The 18596-nt window shown below is 67.3% G+C and carries 16 protein-coding genes; 10 read left to right on the top strand and 6 right to left on the bottom strand.

The window, feature by feature from the left end; translation table 11 throughout:
• Window positions 1-17 precede the first annotated feature (17 nt).
• On the bottom strand, window positions 18-509 hold the full coding sequence (locus ACWDXS_RS06580) for a beta-class carbonic anhydrase (RefSeq protein WP_387444380.1): 492 nt from the start codon (window positions 507-509) through the stop codon (window positions 18-20).
• 1150 nt (window positions 510-1659) lie between these two features.
• Between ACWDXS_RS06580 and ACWDXS_RS06575 the strand changes: the two genes are divergently transcribed.
• From ACWDXS_RS06575 to ACWDXS_RS06560, 4 genes are all read left to right on the top strand, one after another.
• Window positions 1660-1998: a hypothetical protein gene (locus ACWDXS_RS06575; RefSeq protein WP_379316125.1), complete on the top strand. Its 339-nt coding sequence runs from the start codon at window positions 1660-1662 to the stop codon at window positions 1996-1998.
• A gap of 453 nt (window positions 1999-2451) precedes the next feature.
• Window positions 2452-3681 (top strand): PP2C family protein-serine/threonine phosphatase, encoded by a 1230-nt coding sequence (locus tag ACWDXS_RS06570; RefSeq protein ID WP_449962808.1) that lies wholly within the window; start codon window positions 2452-2454, stop codon window positions 3679-3681.
• The gene (locus ACWDXS_RS06565) at window positions 3678-5300 is read left to right on the top strand and encodes a sensor histidine kinase (RefSeq protein ID WP_449962805.1); all 1623 of its coding nucleotides are present in this window, start codon (window positions 3678-3680) and stop codon (window positions 5298-5300) included. The genes ACWDXS_RS06570 and ACWDXS_RS06565 overlap by 4 nt, the downstream gene beginning before the upstream one ends.
• On the top strand, window positions 5297-5758 hold the full coding sequence (locus ACWDXS_RS06560; RefSeq protein ID WP_449962803.1) for a response regulator: 462 nt from the start codon (window positions 5297-5299) through the stop codon (window positions 5756-5758). Before ACWDXS_RS06565 ends, ACWDXS_RS06560 begins: the two co-directional genes overlap by 4 nt.
• On the opposite strand, the gene ACWDXS_RS06555 is transcribed toward ACWDXS_RS06560, so the two are convergent.
• The gene (locus tag ACWDXS_RS06555; protein ID WP_378995992.1) at window positions 5755-6111 is read right to left on the bottom strand and encodes an STAS domain-containing protein; all 357 of its coding nucleotides are present in this window, start codon (window positions 6109-6111) and stop codon (window positions 5755-5757) included. The genes ACWDXS_RS06560 and ACWDXS_RS06555 overlap by 4 nt on opposite strands.
• A gap of 322 nt (window positions 6112-6433) precedes the next feature.
• Between ACWDXS_RS06555 and ACWDXS_RS06550 the strand changes: the two genes are divergently transcribed.
• On the top strand, window positions 6434-6814 hold the full coding sequence (locus ACWDXS_RS06550; protein WP_449962800.1) for an ATP-binding protein: 381 nt from the start codon (window positions 6434-6436) through the stop codon (window positions 6812-6814).
• A gap of 71 nt (window positions 6815-6885) precedes the next feature.
• Here ACWDXS_RS06550 and ACWDXS_RS06545 read toward each other — a convergent pair whose 3' ends face one another.
• A complete protein-coding gene (locus ACWDXS_RS06545) occupies window positions 6886-7830 on the bottom strand; it encodes an AraC family transcriptional regulator (RefSeq protein ID WP_379313848.1) in 945 nt (314 codons plus the stop codon).
• Between the two features lie 349 nt (window positions 7831-8179).
• On the opposite strand from ACWDXS_RS06545, the gene ACWDXS_RS06540 reads away from it, so the two are divergent.
• The gene (locus tag ACWDXS_RS06540; protein ID WP_378995984.1) at window positions 8180-8614 is read left to right on the top strand and encodes an STAS domain-containing protein; all 435 of its coding nucleotides are present in this window, start codon (window positions 8180-8182) and stop codon (window positions 8612-8614) included.
• A gap of 38 nt (window positions 8615-8652) precedes the next feature.
• Here ACWDXS_RS06540 and ACWDXS_RS06535 read toward each other — a convergent pair whose 3' ends face one another.
• A complete protein-coding gene (locus ACWDXS_RS06535) occupies window positions 8653-9528 on the bottom strand; it encodes a hypothetical protein (protein WP_387445175.1) in 876 nt (291 codons plus the stop codon).
• Window positions 9525-9875 carry a hypothetical protein gene (locus tag ACWDXS_RS06530; protein ID WP_449962795.1) on the bottom strand — a complete coding sequence of 117 codons (351 nt, stop codon included), beginning with the start codon at window positions 9873-9875 and terminating at the stop codon, window positions 9525-9527. Before ACWDXS_RS06530 ends, ACWDXS_RS06535 begins: the two co-directional genes overlap by 4 nt.
• 23 nt (window positions 9876-9898) lie before the next feature.
• Here ACWDXS_RS06530 and ACWDXS_RS06525 point away from each other — a divergent pair, with 23 nt between their 5' ends.
• The 3 genes from ACWDXS_RS06525 to ACWDXS_RS06515 all read left to right on the top strand — a co-directional run bounded on the left by ACWDXS_RS06525 (window position 9899) and on the right by ACWDXS_RS06515 (window position 16510).
• Window positions 9899-13477 carry a CHAT domain-containing protein gene (locus ACWDXS_RS06525; RefSeq protein ID WP_449962792.1) on the top strand — a complete coding sequence of 1193 codons (3579 nt, stop codon included), beginning with the start codon at window positions 9899-9901 and terminating at the stop codon, window positions 13475-13477.
• Between the two features lie 697 nt (window positions 13478-14174).
• Complete coding sequence (locus ACWDXS_RS06520) at window positions 14175-15242, top strand: polyprenyl synthetase family protein (RefSeq protein WP_449962789.1); 1068 nt, start codon at window positions 14175-14177, stop codon at window positions 15240-15242.
• Complete coding sequence (locus ACWDXS_RS06515; RefSeq protein WP_387445169.1) at window positions 15239-16510, top strand: hypothetical protein; 1272 nt, start codon at window positions 15239-15241, stop codon at window positions 16508-16510. Before ACWDXS_RS06520 ends, ACWDXS_RS06515 begins: the two co-directional genes overlap by 4 nt.
• Before the next feature lie 151 nt (window positions 16511-16661).
• Here ACWDXS_RS06515 and ACWDXS_RS06510 read toward each other — a convergent pair whose 3' ends face one another.
• Window positions 16662-17285, bottom strand: a complete 624-nt coding sequence (locus ACWDXS_RS06510) for a TetR/AcrR family transcriptional regulator (RefSeq protein WP_379313990.1) — start codon at window positions 17283-17285, stop codon at window positions 16662-16664.
• Between the two features lie 75 nt (window positions 17286-17360).
• Between ACWDXS_RS06510 and ACWDXS_RS06505 the strand changes: the two genes are divergently transcribed.
• Window positions 17361-18572: an oxygenase MpaB family protein gene (locus ACWDXS_RS06505; RefSeq protein ID WP_387445167.1), complete on the top strand. Its 1212-nt coding sequence runs from the start codon at window positions 17361-17363 to the stop codon at window positions 18570-18572.
• Window positions 18573-18596: the final 24 nt, after the last annotated feature.

Below are 18596 nucleotides of genomic sequence, written 5' to 3'. Positions count from 1 at the left end.
GGCAGTCACACCGATGATCAGTCGAGTACTTCGTTCAGTTTTCCGGTCGCGACGTCGAAGACGAATCCGCGCAGGGAGGTGGTGCGCGTGATGAAGGGGCTGCGTTCGATGCGGCGCAGCGAGTTGCGGATGTCCTCGTCGAGATCGCCGAAGGCCTCGGCGGACCAGGTGGGCTTGATGCCGATCTCGTCCTGGATCGCTCGTTTGAAATCGTCGTCGGTGAAGGTGAGCATGCCGCAGTCGGTGTGGTGGATCAGGATGATCTCCGTGGTGCCGAGCAGTCGCTGGCTGATGGCCAGCGAGCGGATCTCGTCGTCGGTGACCACGCCGCCCGCGTTGCGGATGACGTGCGCTTCACCGTCGTGCAGGCCCAGGATGCGGTAGACATCGAGGCGGGCGTCCATGCACGCCACCACCGCGACGTGCTTGCTGGGCGGCAGCGGGAGCGGGCCGCTGAACTGCGCTGCGTACGCGGTGTTGTTACTGAGGTATTCGTCTGTGACGGTCATGGCGGCGTCCTAGGGTTGATGGGTCGCGACAACGAATCTCCGCCTTCATGGTTGGTGCTGTTTCGGAGGGCGGCCAGAGATTCGCGCAGATCGAGGCGAAGGGTCGTTCGCAGCGGTGCGAACGAGTAGGCGCCGCCCGTGTCGATGCCACGGTGCCTGCGTCGGGCAGGGAGGGAAGCCTGATCGACCGCGACCGGCCGCCTCTGTGGCCCGCACCTGTGCGGGGCGGTGTGTCGTCCAGGGCAACCTGATTCATCTATTGCGAGAGTTGATATGAAATCAGGATTCGCGTCAGCTGTGAATCGAATCCGGTCGCGAACATGATCCGTCGTGACGGCAGAGGTGTAACCGCCGGGGCCGTGTGCGTCAGCACTGCATGTCGACCGGCGCTGGGTCCATGGATGACGTGTATAAGAGATTCCTGTCGCATCCGTAGTGAAATGTCGAGCCAGCTATTTGCCGGGCGCGGGTATCGCAGTATGAATATTCGAGACGGAGTAATCGGGTTGTTCTGTGCCGCAGGTCAATTCACAGTTGGATGCAGTGTCGACAGTATGGTCATCGGCGGCAGGGGATGAAGAATTTTCGACCGCCCGGACCGGCCGTTCAGGCGTAGTATTCCGGTGCTTTCCGGTGTTTGACAGAAAATTCTCAACACCAACATCGCGAAGCTGCGGAGTTTCCAGGGGAATGCTTCGACACTGCGACAGCGGCCACGACCGTAAGGACGCTATAGAACTGGCCGCGATAATGATGCCAGCCTTCCTCGAAGCTGAGCGCAACACGGTTCCGTTCGGCCGGTCGGGATATCTGCGCCGTATCGGCTCACTGGTTCACCTGGGCTGACCTCGCGGCCTCGGCATCTCGCCGACGTTCCTGTCGGCAGTGCTGTATCCGGACGAGACTGGGCGTTTGCCGAGGTGGGAAGCGTCGTGACGGCTGCCCGAAGCGCCCTGCGCCACGCGGATAGGCGGCCGCCCTCGCGCCCGGCTGCCGATCTCGCGCAGATCACATGCTCTTTGGTACGGCTCACAAACCCGGTTATGTTAGCTACTAATTAGCTATAAGATGTCCGGTTTGGCCCTCCATTTTCTGCGAATATTCGGGTACGGTCGACCATTGACGGGGAACTACTTCGACAGGGGGATCGATGGACGAGAACATCAGTGGTACCCCGCTATCGCGCGATGACGCAGGCGGCGATCGGGTTTCACGAAATCTTGAATACCGCTTTGCGGCTCATGGCGCTGAATCTTATGACAGCGAGACCGCTCATCTCCACGATGTCGTGGATCAATTGGAGTACGCGGTACAGGTTTGTTCGCGCGAGAGCATCCCGCTTCCCTTCGTGTTGAAGGAAGTCGAAAAGGCACTCGGTGTGGACCTCGACGATCTCTCGGCAGAGTGGCCTTCGGCCCTCCGTCTTCACCTCGTCGATTACGTGACGGCGGTGTTCGCGAAGGACCACCTCCAGCCACCACATATGTGACAACGAGGCCCGTCGGCGGCCGGTGTGGTGCATGTCGATGCGGCGGGCAATCCTCAGCGGCTCGCGGGCAGTGCGCGGCTCGCGGGCAGTGCGCCGGGCGATTCGCTCTCGAACCTTCGGATCCGTGGAGGTAGCCGGCGATGAGCTCAGGGGCGGAGTGGCCTTCGATAGGGTGGTCGACCTCGCGGACACGCAAGTCCGGGCACGTAGTGCGATAGGCGAAGGTGTCCATGCCCACGCCGAAATCCCGCGTGGGCATGGGTGTCGGCGCAATCGGATAGCATCCCCGGTACTACCTTTCGGTCCAGCAACCGGCCGGCGGAGTCAGTTCGCGTCGTGGGCGCCTGTGATCGGAGGCTTTCGTGCACACCCTGGGTTTTGTGCTGTCCAGGTGGGGAGGGGGAGGTCTGATGTGGCGCGAGCAGGCGACTCTCGGCTGCGCCGGCGGTGGTCGTGGTGCGCAGTGACGCGTTGAACGCCGATCTCATCGCGGCCGGGCCCAGATCGCAACGTCAACTCCGCATACTGCTGGTCGAGGACGATCCCGGCGACGCCTTGCTGGTGGAAGAGATGGTCGCCGATCTGTCTCCGCGCCCGCACCTGGATTGGGTACGCACCCTGACCGAGGCCGGCGAGCGCCTACGCGCCGACGTCCCCGATTGCGTGCTGCTCGATCTGCATCTGCCCGATGCGCACGGACTCGAGGCGCTGGCCGGGATCCGCGACCGCAACGATCAGGTCCCTGTCGTGGTGATGACCGGGCTCGACCAAGAGCGCACCGGGCTGTTCGCGTTGGCCTCCGGCGCGCAGGACTACCTGGTCAAGGGCCGGGTGGACCCGGAATTGTTCGGGCGCGCAGTGCGTTACGCGATCCAGCGCAAGCAGGCCGAACTCACCAGCGCGGCCCTGCAGGCCAGTCAGATGCGGGCGCAGGAGAACTCCCGACTCGAACGCGGACTGTTGCCGACCCCGCTGTTGGGTGCCGACCCCGCAGTGGAGGTGGTGTCGCGGTATCGGCCCGGCCGCGACCACTCACTGCTCGGCGGCGACTTCTACGACGTGGTCCAGGACCCGACCGGCATCGTGCACGCCATCATCGGTGATGTCTCCGGCCACGGTCCCGACGCCGCGGCGACCGGGGTCGCATTGCGGCTGGCGTGGCGCACGCTGGTGCTCAGCGGTGTCACCGGTGCCAGGCAACTGAGCCTGCTCGAGGAAGTGCTGCTCGCCGAACGCGCCGACCAGCAAACCTTCGCCACCGCTACCAGCTTGGTACTCGACCCGGCGACCCGGCAGGTGTCGGTACGCCGCGCGGGTCACCCCGGCATGCTGTCGTGCACCGGTGCCGGACTGAGCTGGGTGGAGGTGCCCGGCGGACCGGCCCTGGGTTTCGTGCCGGGCTACGCGCAGTGGCCCGCGCACGAGGTGGCACTGCCGGATGAGGCGGGGCTGATGCTGTTCACCGATGGACTGTTCGAAGGGCGCGTCGGCGACGGCAGCACCCGCCTCGGCGAGGACGGATTGTTCGAACTGGCACAGACACTGCCCGTCAGGCAGCCCGAGTCCTTCGTCGACGCGCTGATCGGGCAGGTGGCGGAGCTTTCCTCGGCGGCAGGCGGTTTGGATGACGATGTGGCCATCCTGTATTTGCGGTGGAGTGATGTGACGAGGCGGATGACGTGACGAGTAGTGCACCAGCTCGGTCGGGGGCGATCCGTCAGCTGACGGCACAGGGCTGGTTCCAGCTCGTGTTCGCGCTGATGATCCTGGTGGTGGTCGTCGGTGCCGCGGCGGGTGCACAGGTCATCGCGCACACCAGCCGGGTCACCGATCGTCTGCTCGCCGAAACTCTGCCCGCGTCCACCGAAGCCCATCGGCTGCAGGGTGCGCTGCTGAATCAGGAGACCGGCATCCGCGGCTACGCCATCACCGGGGACCCGCAGTTCCTCGAGCCCTACGACCGAGGGCGCCAGGAGCAGACACGCGCCGCGGACCGCTTACGGGAGCTGCTCGTCGGCCACCCCGGATTGCTCGCCGACCTCGTCGCTGTCGACCTCGCCGCCCAGCAGTGGCGGGCCGACTTCACCGATCCGGCGACCGGGGCCGTGTCGTCTCGCACGGGCATCGGTCTCGACGCCGCCACCGGAGCGGTGCGTCGAAAGGCGCTCTTCGACGCCGTGCGCGATACCTTCGCGGTGCAGAACGACCATCTCGTCGCGGTCGTCGACAGCGATTCCGCCGAGCTGGCAAACGCACGCACCACCCGCAACATCGTGCTGTGGGGCATCGTCGCGGTCTTCCTGCTGACCGGGGTGCTGCTCACCGTGCTGGTACGGCGACTGGTGGTACGGCCGTTGGGCTATCTCACCGAGTCGTCGCGGCGGGTAGCCGCGGGGGAGTTCGACGCGCAGATCGAGGCTGTCGGTCCTTCCGATATCGCGCTGGTCTGCGAGGCGGTGGAGAACATGCGCCACCACATCGTCGCCGAGCTCGATTCCACGCGCATCCAGGAAGCGGCACTGCTGCGCCAGAAGCAGGATCTCGACATCCAGGCCGACGAACTGCGCAGATCCAACACCGAGTTGGAGCAGTTCGCCTACGTCGCGTCCCATGACCTGCAGGAGCCGCTGCGCAAGGTGGCCTCGTTCTGCCAGTTGCTCGAGAAGCGCTACGGCGACCAGCTCGACGAGCGCGGCAAGCAGTACATCGACTTCGCCGTCGACGGCGCCAAGCGCATGCAGGTGCTGATCAACGACCTGCTCACCTTCTCCCGCGTCGGCCGGATGTCGGAGGGCACCGAGCCGGTGGGCCTGGATCAGACCCTGGACGAGGCGATGGCCGCTTTGTCGGCGACCATCGAGGAATCCGAGGCCGTGATCGAGCGCCCGGAGGCGTTGCCGGAGCTCCTCGGGGAACCGACCCTGTTGATCATGCTGTGGCAGAACCTCATCGGCAACGCGATCAAATTCCGCACGCCCGGCCTGACCCCTGTGGTCCGGGTGGCGTGCGCGCCCAACGTCGACGACGCCGAGGAATGGGAGTTCTCGGTGTCGGACAACGGAATCGGCGTCGCGGCCGAATTCGCGGAGAAGGTCTTCGTCATCTTCCAGCGTCTACACCCGCGAGATGCGTACGGCGGCACCGGGATCGGACTGGCCGTGTGCAAGAAGATCGTGGAGTTCCACGGCGGCCGGATCTGGCTCGACACCGACTACCGTGACGGCACCCGCCTGTGCTTCACCCTGCGGGCGGCAGCGCCCGCGACCACCGCCGCATCCATCGAGAACGAGGTATTCGCATGACCGATCCCGCCCAGCCGGTCGATATCCTGCTCGTCGAAGACGACCCCGGCGACGAACTGATGACGCGGGAAGCCTTCGAGGACAACAAGATCGGCAACACGCTGCACGTGGTCAGGGACGGTCAGGAAGCGCTGGACTTCATCTATCGCACCGGCGCGCACGTCGACGCCCCACGGCCGGATCTGATCCTGCTGGATCTGAACCTGCCCAAGTACGACGGCAGGCAGGTGCTGGAGAAGATCAAGGCCGACCCGGAGCTGTCCCACATCCCCGTGGTCGTGCTCACCACATCGGCGGCTGAGGAAGACATTCTGCGCAGTTACAAACTGCACGCGAACGCCTACGTCACCAAGCCGGTGGATCTCGACCAGTTCATCGCTGCGATCAGGCAGATCGATGAGTTCTTCGTGCAGGTCGTGCGGCTCCCGCGAGTGCGGGAGCCGCGACTGCGGACCTAGTGCGCGTTCGGCTCCGCGGCGATTGCCGCCTCCAGGGTGGCATAGACAGCGAGCAGCTTGTCCAGTCCGGTCAATTCGATCGGTCGAGCCACCTCATGGGAGGCGACCACGCGCAGCTGGTAGGGCGCTGCCTTGGACACGACCAGCAACGCGCTGAGTCCGGCCGAGCCGAGGAAGCCGACCTGGGTCATATCGACCACCAGTGTCTTGCCGCCCTGCTGTGCCTTCTCCAGCGCCGCCTGCAACTGGGGCGCCGAGGCCATGTCGACTTCACCGCGCACGGAGAGGATTTCGAAGTCGTCTTGTGCTCGTGTCTGCACGTCGAGGTCGCGGAAGCCGCCTTCTACACTCACCGAAGGTCTCCTCGGTTGCGATTCGCCACTTTTCTACCTCTTGCCTCTAGCTTCGCCGGGTCGGCGAATGTGCGAGCGATTCTTGCTCGAGCAACCTACCCCATCCGCTCGGGCCGCAAACCGTTGCGCCGCACCGGGGTACCCTGGCTCGGACGTATCCGCAGGGCTGCCGCGAGAGGGTTTTGTCACGCCCGGACGTGGCATATCCGGATACTGCAGGGGTACTGCCAAGGGCGCGGGTGTTCTCTCGCGGATTCGTTGGACGTCGAGATGGAGAGGGAGGCATCAGGTGACGACGCACCCGTCTCGGCAGGACAGCGCCGTGAAACCGTTCGAGATCGATTTCTCGGCAGAGGCCGCGCGGTTGGCCGAAGTGCGCCACGCGCTACAGGCCTGGCTGGCCGAGGTACCGGTCGACCCGAACCAGGCGTACGACATAGTGCTCGCCGTCGGTGAGGCGTGTACCAACGCGGTCGAGCACGGTCACCGTGGCGACGGCGGCACAGTACGCGTCACTACGGCGCTCACCGAGACTCACGTCCATACCGTCGTGACCGACGAGGGACGCTGGTCGACCCCTGATCCGGACATCGATCGGTCACGTGGGCGCGGGATGGGCATCATGCGCGCTCTCAGCAGTGAATTCGAGGTCAGCACATCGGCGGCAGGCACGGTGGTGGACATGCGGTTCGCTCGGGCGTGAGACGGCCCTGACCCCTCGGTCGCGCCGGCGCGGCGGGCTCGGACCGCGTTCGCGACGCGATACGGCAGCGCTCATTCGCGCAGGGTCTGGCTCGGTGGCCGACCGTAGCGCCGGCGGTAGGCCGTGGCGAAGCGGCCCGGATGGGGGAAGCCCCATCGGTAGGCGATGGTCGCGACAGTCTGACCGTCACCGGGCAGCGCGGCGCCGAGTTGCTCGTGCGCCGCGGCAAGGCGCAGTCGCTGCAGGTACTCGAGCGGTGTTGTGTCCAGATGGCGGCGAAAGGCGAGCTGCAAGGCGCGCGGCGTGACAAAGGTTGCCGCCGCGACGTCGCTGATCGCGATCTTGTCACTCAGATGCGACTCCAGGTAGGCGATGGCACGGCGCACGGTGTGCGGGTGAGCATCGTGACGATCGGTGGCGGTGGGCTCGTGCTCGGCGGTCGTCGGCATGGTGGCCAGCACAGTCGCGGCGAGATAGTCCGAGGCCGTCGTGACGGTGAGCGGGCTGCTCGCTGCATCGGGGTCCGCGGCGATCTGCTGCAGGTGGATGATCACCCGCCGCAGCCGCTGTCCGGCCGCCACAGTGACAGGTCGGTGCCCGTCTACGCGCACGCGGTCTCCGCCCGCGGCGGTGGCCATACGGTTCAGGATCGCAGGGTCGAACATGGTGATGTCGTAGCGGCTGGTTCGGATGACCCCCGAGTAGGGCAGGTCGTGGGGGGTGAGCAGACCGGTCTGCCCGGGCGTGAAGGTGTCGGTACCGCTACCGTGATAGTTCTCCTCGATCCGACCGCTGTGCACGGTGACCAGGCAGACCCGGCCGAGCGGGTCGGCATCGTAGGCCATGTCGAAACCCATCTCGAGCTGGTCGAAGTTGATCGAACCGAGCACCTCGCGACGAATCCTGGAACGCACCTGGTGCGGGCCGTGGTTGCCGATCTGCACCCGGGTGTAGGCGTTGTTGAGGAACTCCTCGGTCGCGGCGAGGTCGTCGCTCTCGAAATTCAGACTCTGCACGACGCTCCCTCCGTGGACACGCGATGAAGGGCACGCCGGTGTAGACGGGCGCCGGACGACCGCGCCCGTATGGTTTCCCGGCCCCATTTTACCGGCTCGGCAACTGGCGACGCACCCGTTGTCTCGTCCTCGGCGCACCGCGTGTCGTCCCTGCGGCGCCCGGCCGCAGAGACGAAATGCGAAGGCCGATCACCGCGAATCAGGACCGATAGCGAACAACTGGGCGCCAGGGCAGCGACGGGGCAAGGCTGTTGCCGGGCCGCGTGCTGGAATAGGATTGCCGGCCCGATCTTGAGCACACAGGACAGTTGGCAGCGCACTGCTCTCCGGTGCTGAAGAATTGAGTCCGTTGAACAATCGTCCCGACGAAACCCGCTCGCCCGCAGCCGGCGACCCGGCTGCCGATCTCTGCCGCCGCTTGGGTGCCGTCGCGGAATCCGCAGGACAGGTCATCGTGCTGCATGCTCGTGGGGAGATCGACGCCTACACCCTCCCGCGCTGGCGGGGCCTGCTCGAGTCGGCTGTCCCGGCGTCCGCCGGTGGTGGTCATCTCGTTGTCGATCTGGCCGAGATCACGTTCCTGTCGGTCCGTGCCATCATGGTCGTCGCCGACCTGGCGCAGCAGCTGGACCGCCGCGGCATCGGGATGCATCTCGCCGGCGGGCTGGCCCCTACGAGCATCGCGCGCGTGATCGACCTCGCCGGGATGACCGAGTGGATTTCGATCCACCGGGACCTCGCCACGGCTCTGGCCGCTACGGCCGGTCCGCGCTCCGGCGGCTGACGCCGGCCGGTTGGATCGCGCGAGAAATGGCCACACAGCTACCCGGGCTGTTTCCGCAGTACCTCGGTCAGTTGCTCGCCGATCGCCGGTGTCAACCTGCCCGTCAGTTCGAACCCGAGCTGGTTGGCGACGTCTCGGGCGTACAGGTCGATCGAGGCTTCCACGAGGTCCGCGTAGACCCCCACCGCACGGCGGATCCGACGGCGCGACACCAGCAATGCCCACACTCCCGGCACGAGCGCCGGCCACCAGTACACACCGACTGCCAGATAGGCCAAGCCCCACACCGGGGTGCGGGCGGCGGAGCCACACCGTTCCTGGACCGTCGTCACCTCGGTGCGCGCCGCGTCGGGCAGCACCAGCCACAATCGCGGCCACGTCGTGGTCAGGTCGAGCCCCGTGCCGCGGCTGACGCGCTCGTCCACGCTCCGCAGTCGGTCGCCTGCCCACGTGGGGCATGCCGGTTCGATCTCGGAGATCGCGTTGCGCCGCAGCACAGCTCGCTGCGCAGTGCTCTTGGCCCGGCGGTCCGATCGGTCGGCCAGCACCGCCTTGACCGCGGCGTCCGCCTTGGCCGTCGCACGCCGCCAACGGCGGTGGCGCAGCGCGACGAACGGTCTGCCTGCACCGGTGCCGGTGGCTGCCCACGCGGCGATCACGATGCCGCCGAGCGCGGTAACCGCCAACCCCACCATCGCGGTCGCGGCGAGGAACGCCGCAGCGGCCCACACCAGCGCGGGACCGGTCGACACCGTCGTCACCCGGGTCCACAACAGCTTGAAGTCGAGTGCGTGCGAGGGCCCGAGCGCGACCGCCACGACCACCACGGCCACGAACACCGCGGCGGGCAGCGCGAGCGCGGCAGCCCAGCGGGTAGCAAGGTTCTTGCCGAGCTCGGTGAGGAACGCGTTCACAGCTCGATCCTGCGCAACGGTTGCCCGGTGAGCCCGCACCGCGCACCTTCGTCGATCCTCGCCCTGGTGCACGCACTCGTCGGGCACACCCATGCCGTGACGGCGATGTCGCGCGGTCCCTTCCACGGCTCGAAGCCGCGGTGCGCCCGCGTCAGGTTGTCGATGCCGTGTTGGGCGAAGGCACTGTCGAGCAGGTCGAGGTCAGCTTCGGACACCTCGCCCTGCTGTGCCGCCGTGACGATTCTGGCCAGTACGTCCGCGACGCCGTAGCGGGAAGCGCGTTCGGCCAGCGCCGCTCCGGCCTGCTCGCAGAGAACCTCGACTCGGGGACCGCTCGTTGATGTCATGCCGAATTCGAACCTCCTGCTTGGTGATTCGGATCACGCTACCGTGGACCGAACGGGATCGGGGGCTGCGCGTGTACGACGACATTCGGTCGGTGGTCGAGAACTTCGCCGACACCGGTGACATCGGCGCACTGCTGGCCGCGGGCCTGCCGCCACCGCAGCAATGCCCCGCGAATCTGTTGCCGCACCTGGCCCGAGCGCACTGGCACCGGTTCCAGGCGCAGAGCGGGTTCGCCGGGCTGGTCGACCGGGAGATCGCGGCCGCCATCGCGGGCACATCAGGTGATCTCGCGGTCGCGAGCGTCGTCGCCATGCCGCAATACCGGGCGTTGAACCAGGCACGCGAGCAGTTCCAGGTCTACCAGGACCGTGACTCGCTGGTGCTGTTCGCGAACGCCTGTACGACGGTGATGAACGCACTGGACGACGAGCGGATGAAAGCCGCGCTCACCGCCGATCACGCCACATTGCTGCTCCTGCTCGACGAGCACGACGGTTCCGATACCTACCGCGAGACCGTCGTCAACGGGCTGAACTGGACGATCGCGCACACACCTCGCGACGATCCGCAACGCGCCCGCAGGCTGGTCGATCGCGCCCGAGCGCAGGACATCGCGGGCCTGTCGCCGGGCAAGATCGTCGCCGACTACCGGGCCGCGGCCCAACTGGCGTTGCGGGAACGCCCGGTGTGGCGCGACGTCGTGCTCGAGCTCGCCCAGTACGAGTTCGATCTCTACACCGACGGTGCAGCGCCCATCCACCTGGCCGGTGCGCTGGTCGCATGTCGTGATCTCGCCGACGCGTTGAAGCGCGACTACGGCGACACTGCGCGGGTGCCCGCGCTCGCGCAGCTCGAGCAAGAGGCGAGCAGGGAGATCGGCTCCGATATCGCGCGATTCCTGATGACCTGCCATCGCGATCCGCGCGCTCTGCAGGCGCAGTACGACCTGGTCGCGAGCCTGCGGCGGCAGCCGGTCACCGGCGATGTGCTGGTGCGGCGACGTGACCAGGCGTGGGTGCTGGCCGTCGGACTGCCGCTGGACCACGCTGAGCGGCCTGCCGCGCTGCTGGATCTCTACTACGCGCACAACGACCTCTGGGATATCGGCGGCGACACCGAGGCGATCACGCTCGCCTACGATGCGGTGACCGAAGCGCTGCTCGCCACCACACCGAGCCACGCGCTGCGGGCGCAGCTGCTGAAAGCGCTCGCCCACTGCGCGAGCACCGTCGCGATGGCGAGCGGCTCTCGCGACGAAGCGAAGCTGGCGGTCGACGCCGCCCGGGCCGCGCTGAACTTACCGGCCGCCGACGATGACCAGCGCGCACTCCGGCTCTCCGCACTCGCGTCCGCGCTGATCACGCAATGCCGAGTCGGCTCCAGCCCCGCGGCGGGCCGCGAGGCTGTCACCGTCGCGGAGCAGGCCCTCGCGCTGACCCCACCCGATGACCCGAACCTCCCGCTGCGCTGGTCGTCCCTGTCCAGGGCGGCCGAGGAGGTAGCCGAGGCCGGTGATCACGCCATGTTCACCACAGCTGTCGACGCGGCGGCATCGGCGGTGTCCACCATGGCGACAGACGATGTGCGCCGGGTCGGCATGCTCTACAACTACGCCGGTGCCGTGCAGGCCCGGGCGGTCAGCACCGATGTCACGCATGCGGAACCGTTTCACGAGGCCGAACGCGCCTACCGGGCCGCGCTCGCGCTCGTGGGTCCCGATCACCCCGACGTGCCGCGCATCGAGAGCACCATCGCCGACGTGTTGTATCACCGGTACCGGCAGTGCGGTGATCTCGGCGCGCTGGAGGACTCGCTCGCGCTCGCGGAGAAAGCCGTCGGTCAGACCCCTGGAGACCACCATTGGTGGCCGTTGCGTGCGTTCGCGCTCGCGCGCTCGGCCCGTGCGCTCGCCACCTTCGGCGGGCCGGGAGCCGACCGGTTGCGCGAACTCGCGATCACCTATTACCGGTCAGTTTCCGGCCACCCGGCCACCAGCACGCAGCATCGGATGATCTGCGAACAGGCCCAGGCCGCGATGTTCGCCGAGGCGAACCCGGCAACATGGCTGGACGCGCAGGAACGGGTGATCACCGCCATCCCCGCCACGGTCAGCCGAGCGTTGTCCTGGGTCCGCAGGGTGGAGGCGGCGCGGCAGCTGCACGGCCTCGCCGACCGGGTGGTGGATGCCGGTGTGCGGTCGGGCCAGCTCGACCGAGCTCTGGAACTGGTCGAACGGTGCCGCGGCGTGCTGTTCGGCGACGCGTGGGGTATCCGGCGCGGCTGGGCACGACTCGGCGAGACGCAACCGTCGCTGGCCGAGGAGCTCAGCGAGGTCGAGCGCGAGCTGGCTGGGGCCGACGGATACGCCGACCTGACGTTTCACATCGAAGTGGAGTTCAACGGCCGGATCTCCTCCCGGGACTGGGACCCGCGACCACAGGCCGTCGAACAGATCCGGCAGCTCTCGATGCGGCGGGACCGGCTGCTCGCGCGAGCGCGCACGGTGCCGGGGTTCGAGGATCTGCTGGTGCCGCCGAATCTCGAAGTCCTGCGCACGCGCACGGCCGGGCACACCGTGGTGATCGTCAGCGCTCAGGGCAGCGCGCTCGTGGTTCCCGCCGACCGTCGGGAGCCCGTCGAGGCTGTGTCGCTGCCGCAGATCACCGAGACCACCGCCCGCGCCCAGGTCCGGCGGTTGCGAGCAGCACTGGCCGATGTGAAGGACCCGGCGTGCTCGTTCGACCGGCGTGAGCAGGCCCAGCTGGAGGTGCACGCGGTGCTGGAATGGCTGTGGACCACCACGGCCCGGCCGGTGCTGGAGAAGGTCACGACGCCGCGGCTGTGGTGGTGCCCGATCGGAATCATGGCCCAGTTGCCCTTGCACGCGGCGGGCAGACATCGCGAGGACGCGGGGCAGACTGTGTTCGACCGGGCGGTCTCCTCGTACACACCGTCGCTGACCGCGCTCGCCGACACGTTGAGCACACCCCGGCCGCGCCATGCCCGTCACACCGCGCTCATCGTCGGTGTCGGCGAGCGTAACGGCGTCTCGGTGCTGCCGAGCGCCCGTGCCGAGGCCGAGGCGGTGGCGGGACTGCTGCCCGGCTCTACTGTGCTCATCGACGCCGCCGCCGACTTCGATGCCATCAAGCAGGGGCTGCACGAGCACGCGATCGCCCATTTCGCCTGCCACGGCCGGGCGGTCAGCTCGGCAAAGCATCCCGACCAGGGGGGACTGGTGCTCAGCGACGGGATGTTCGTGCCCTCGTTCGTGCACGACCTGCGCACCACGCGGGCACAGCTGGCGTTCCTGTCCGCCTGCGACACCGCGAGCCCGGACCCGGCTCTGCTCGACGAGCCGCTGAACTTGGCGTCGGCCTTCCATCTCGCGGGCTTCCGCGGTGTCATCGGCACGCTGTGGCACACCGCGGACAGCTCCCAGACCGCCGAGGCGGTCTACGCGGCGCTCACCGCGCACGGCACCCGGGCGCCCGACACGGCCGAGGCGGCCACCGCGCTCACCGAGGCGTTGCGCACCATGCGCAACGCCTATCCGGCCGTGCCGACCAGGTGGGCCGCACACGTCCATGTCGGTGACTGAGCTACCCGCAGTGGTGCGACACCTCGATGATCTCGGTGACTCGATCGACCGACGGCGGCGAAACCCAGGGAAGCCGACTCGCGCGGGGAGCGTGCTGAATCGTCGGCACCGTCCCGCGCATCCTCGCCGTTGACCCCTGACCGCGGCCGGTGCGACCCGGACCGGATAAGTCACTGTGGCACAACGCTATTCGCGTCAGCATCCAAGGGTCCGCGTGGGTGTGGGACGTCGAGGGTGCCCTCTGGAACGAGGACTCGGTTCGGTCATGGCCGGGAAACTGGGCGGGAACCCACAATATCGGAGATCGGCGCCGTGGAGTCTCACGAAGCGCCGAATCTACTGTGCAGCAACGTGATCCACGCCGTAGAATTGCCGGCAGAGCGACGTCGCTCCCTTCGACGACCGATCGCCGGACAATGGCGTTTTCGTGAACGGTCCGAGTGCAGGTGTTTGCCGACCGTACCCACATCGTCCCGGTCCCGTCGAGGTGACCGTCCACGGATCGTGAGGTCCGAACCTCACTGTTTCAGCGCAATACCAGCTCACCGTATGCCTACGTGCCACGACGCTACCTATCTGTCTGTCGTTGCGGCAGAACAGTAGCTGTGGCAGGACGGCTCCGTCTGAATCGCGTCAGCCCCCGTGAACCATCAGGGGATCTCACCGCCATATGGCCGCACCAAAGGAATTCAGCGTTATGGACAATCCCGCGCTACCCGAAGTCCGCCGTAACGACGCTCGTCCGGCAGCCAACCCGCAGCACCAGGGCGAACCGGTCGCGTTGATGCTCAGACATCCGAGTGGGACTCAGCACGAACTTCTCGCGCTGGTCAACGCGCGCATGTACGAAATCCTCATCAGCGGTGGGGGTTTCGACGACATCGGCAGGCACGTCCTCGCCGCTCCGGGCAAGCGTGTGCGCGCACGTCTGGTTCTCGCGAGTGCAGGCCTGCTTGCGCCCGTCGGGTCCGAACCCAGTCGCGCCGCCCTCGATCTGGCCTGCGCGATGGAGATGCTGCACGAGTCCTCGCTGGTGCACGACGATATCTGTGACGGCTCGTTGCTACGCCGCGGCGCGACGTCGGTGCCCGCCGCATTCGGCGTGCGCATCGCGGCCCGAGCGGGGTTCCACATGGCAGGTGCCGCAGTGCAGGTGATCGCCGAGGTGCTTGCCGACAACCCGGGAATGTCTGCTTGTCTGGGGGAGGTGCCCGGTGTGACGTATTCCGACGGGCTGTCGGACCTGTCCTTCGGTCAGCTCATCGAGATGCTGCCGCCCGCGGTCGATGCCACCGCGCTGCGCCGCCATTACCGACTCGTCGCGGGCGCCAAGACCGGCACCTTGTTCCGATTGTCGTGCTCCTACGGCGGCACCGCGGGCGGTGCCGATCACGATCGCCTGCGAGCGCTGATGACATACGCCGATGAGCTCGCACTCGCGTTCCAGATCATGGACGATGTCCGCGACGTCGAGGGCGGTCCCGGGCTGGGCAAGGACGCAGGGGGTGACCTGGAACGACGGGTTCCGACCTGGCCGGTGATCGAATGGCTCGACATGCGCGCCGGCGCGCGGGAGATGTGGCTGTCCGCGGACACCCCGAGCACGATCCTGCAGAGCGACCTGATCGACAGCGGGGCCACCGACGCCGCGCGGGCGGTTGCCCTCGACGCCACACAGAAGGCGAGCGCCGCACTGGACATCTTCCCGCCATCGCCTGCTCGCGACGACCTCCATGCACTGCTACAGGAAGTGATCACCCGATGAGGCAGACCAGAATCGGATCACTCGCCCATGGATTTCGACACCTGCGCCGCGCACCGGACCTGGCCGCGTTACGGGCTGCCTCCTCACCCGAGGAACTGGCCCGGCTGGCACTGATCCCAGCCGGTCGTAACCTGGGTATCGCGGTGAGCTTCTTGCCCACCCACCTGCAGGCAGAGGCCACCGCCGCCCTGCTGGCCTGCCGAGTTCTGGACGCCTTCGAGGATCTCAGCGATCGCGCGATCGCGAGCTGGTCCGTTCTGGACGCTGCGGACTACCTCACCGGCAACACCGACACCAAGCCCGCTGCATTGCCTTCGGTCAGCACCGAAGCCCGCGACAGCGAAGCGGTCGACCGGCTCCTGGCCGAGCGTATCGGCGACATCCGAGCTCTGCTCGGAGCGCTGTCGCCGGCCGGGCGCAAGCGTGTCGGCGCGGTGGTCATCGATGTCGCGGTGGTGATGGCCCGCAATATCGACTCGCCGCTGTCGCGGGTCGCCTACAGCGAAGGTGTGCTCGGCCGGGTCACCTATTACGCGTGTGAACTCGCCTCCGAAGCCGTTGTGCCCGAGGCGGATCTGCGCGAACTGGCCGGCTGTCTCGCCATCATCGCTCAGTCCGCCAACGACCTGCGTGACAACGAGCTACAGATCTATGGCGTCGCCGATCGCGAGGAACTGAAGCGGAAGGTCATGCTCCAGCTCCTCGTGCCGGCACTGGGCGGTTTCGCTCTCCTGGCCAGGCTCGGTCCCGCCACCCCGAGTTTCGGTGCGCGGGTGGCGATGGCGCACATGACCATCACCACGACGGCTTTCCTGTGCGGGGCCGTCGACGCGCCCCCGCCCTTTCGGCGCAAGGTCGGCGCCGCGCTGCTTGCGGCGTCCTCGTCGAGGCGCTGGACCACGATGCTGGATCGGGTGCGGCGAAGTGTCGACGTGGCGGTCCACCGAATGCTGGACGTCTCACCGGAGTTCACCGACGCGACGAACACAGCGACCGAGGCGCTCGTTGTGGGCGACCCGCTGTCGATGCCGACTTCGCTGGTGCCACTGATCGTCGACACCACCTTCGCTATGGTGCAGACCCTGCCCGAAGGTGTCCTGACCGGCGAGCTCACCGACGCCGAGGTGCGCACCATGTTGATCGCCGACCACCTGGCTTTCAGCGCGATGGAACGGGTGCCACCGCACGACCCCGCAGCGCTCCAGGCCCTCGCCACCCAACTCCAACTCGGCGCGCTCGATACCAGCGTGGGCGGGCACAACCGGTAGACCAGCGCACCCGCCACGCGCGCCCGGGATCGGGCAGTACCGCACGGAAGGGAGTGATTCACCGGCGTCGGCGCCGCCCACTCGGCCAGAAACGACTGTCGTTGCCGACCGTGCGGTGCGGTCGAACTACTGATTCGACTGCACCGACATGTCAGGGTGCTCGGTTCACCACGGCCAGTGCGAGTTCGGTGCAGAGGGCGGCTACTTCGGTGGTCGGCCGATGGGGGTCGCCCAGCCAGGTCGCCACCAGCTGGTTGATCCCGCCGACGACGAAAAGTGCTTCCTGGCGCCGGATCTCCGGATTCGCGGGAGCGTCGAGGAATTCCGCGCTGTACTGCATCACGAGGTCGGTGACGATCCCGACGGCACGGGAGCGCAACTCTTCGAGCCCTGCCACGCTGTGGGTATCGCTGGTCATGATGCGGTGGATGCTGGGGTCGTCGGCGATCGTGTCGAGGTAGGTCGTCAGTGCCCGCAGGAGTTTGCGTTTCAAGGTGCCCGGCTCGGCCTGGCTCGCGTCGACGAGGGTGGTGAACAGCTCCTGTTGCACCTGTTCGGCGACGGCGAGGACCAGTGCGTCTCGGGTGGCGAATTGTTCGTAGAAGTAGCGCGGGGTCAACCCCGACGCGGCGCACACGCGGCGCACGGTGACTTCGCTCGGGCCGGCCTCGCCCCAGATCTGGCGACCTGCGGCGAGGAGTTTGTCGCGGCGTTCGTCACGTCGAGTCGCCGCGCTGATTCCACGGTAGGACCGGACCACCTCTGCACGCGCCATTGACAGGACTTTAGCAGTCGACCTATTTTGGATATCAGTCGTTATCCACAATGGAGCGCTCAACGAGGAGTGTCGATGACCACCGTTCCCGCCCGTCACCCAGATCGTCCCCACCGCGTCCCGCCCCTCGTCGGCGGCTTCGCGGCGATGCTAGGGGTTCACAGCCCCGACTCGACGCAATGGCAACATCTCGGCGAGGGCCTGCTCGTCGGTGACGACGCGATGGATCGGCTGGTGGACTGGATGGTCGCCGCGGGCTCGAAGCAGATGCGTCCGCTGTTCGATCGAGCGCTCACCGACGGCATCGCTGCGGTACCGCAGGCGCCGGATCCGCTGCGCGAGTTCTTCACCGCGGTCGAGACTGTTCCGGCGTGGGTCGATCACGACACGCTCGTGCGCGGGGCCAAGGTCCTGCTCACCAGCGGTTCCGACGGCATGTACATCGCGCGCGATGTCGCCATGCTCGGCGGCTACCAGTTCTCCGGCTTCAACAAGACCCTGTTGCGCACAGGAGCGCTGGAAAAGGGCTCCAATCAGCGGTGGGCCGAGACGATGCAGTGGGCGATGGATGTCCTGTCCGAGGACGGCTTGTCCCCCCTGGGTCTGGGATACCGGTCCACGATCCGGGTGCGACTCATCCACGCCTTCGTCCGCAGGCACGTGGCCGCCATGCCGGACTGGCGGACCGAGGACTGGGGCCTGCCCATCAACCAGACGGACATGGCGGCAACGCTCGTCGGCGCCTTCATCGCGCCGGCGATCGGTGGGATGGGCCTGGGTCTGTTGCTCACCCCCGCCGAAACCGACGCTGTCGCGCACCTGGTCCGCTACGTCGGCTGGCTGCTCGGTGTCGAGGAGCAGTGGCTGCCGCACTCCTTCCGTGACGGTGTGCGCGTCCTGGTGCACACGCTGTCTGCCTTGGCCGACCCCGACGAGTCGACTCCTCAACTCGCGGTACCGATGTCACGAGACCCGTTGTCGTGGAACTATGACCGGCTGCCCACGATCAGGCGCCGTCTTGCCTATGCCCAGCATCTGTCGGTGACGGGGACCTTCCTCGGCCGCCACACGATGCGTGCGCTCGGGCTGCCGACGGCGATCGTTCCGTGGTACCCGGCGATCCGAATCCCCGTCAATGTCGCGCGCTCGGTCACCCGGCTGTTGCCCGGCGGACTCGACCGCGCGGCGAATCGCGGTGCGCGAGAACAGGATCGGTTCATGGGGACACTGGTCAGCGCCGGACCGACCGTCGGCGCGGCGGCCGCGCGACTCACCCACGCGGCCTAGCGCCGCGACGCGGTGGCGGCCGGT

Source organism: Nocardia sp. NPDC003183 (assembly GCF_053590715.1).
Note: the sequence above shows the minus strand (reverse complement) of the source record. Positions and strands in the feature narration are given on the sequence as shown.

Coding starts and splice junctions, on each gene's coding strand:
- ACWDXS_RS06580 (WP_387444380.1), bottom strand. CDS start 509: ATGACCGTCACAGACGAATACCTCAGTAACAACACCGCGTACGCAGCG.
- ACWDXS_RS06575 (WP_379316125.1), top strand. CDS start 1,660: ATGGACGAGAACATCAGTGGTACCCCGCTATCGCGCGATGACGCAGGC.
- ACWDXS_RS06560 (WP_449962803.1), top strand. CDS start 5,297: ATGACCGATCCCGCCCAGCCGGTCGATATCCTGCTCGTCGAAGACGAC.
- ACWDXS_RS06530 (WP_449962795.1), bottom strand. CDS start 9,875: ATGACATCAACGAGCGGTCCCCGAGTCGAGGTTCTCTGCGAGCAGGCC.
- ACWDXS_RS06520 (WP_449962789.1), top strand. CDS start 14,175: ATGGACAATCCCGCGCTACCCGAAGTCCGCCGTAACGACGCTCGTCCG.
- ACWDXS_RS06515 (WP_387445169.1), top strand. CDS start 15,239: ATGAGGCAGACCAGAATCGGATCACTCGCCCATGGATTTCGACACCTG.
- ACWDXS_RS06510 (WP_379313990.1), bottom strand. CDS start 17,285: ATGGCGCGTGCAGAGGTGGTCCGGTCCTACCGTGGAATCAGCGCGGCG.
- ACWDXS_RS06505 (WP_387445167.1), top strand. CDS start 17,361: ATGACCACCGTTCCCGCCCGTCACCCAGATCGTCCCCACCGCGTCCCG.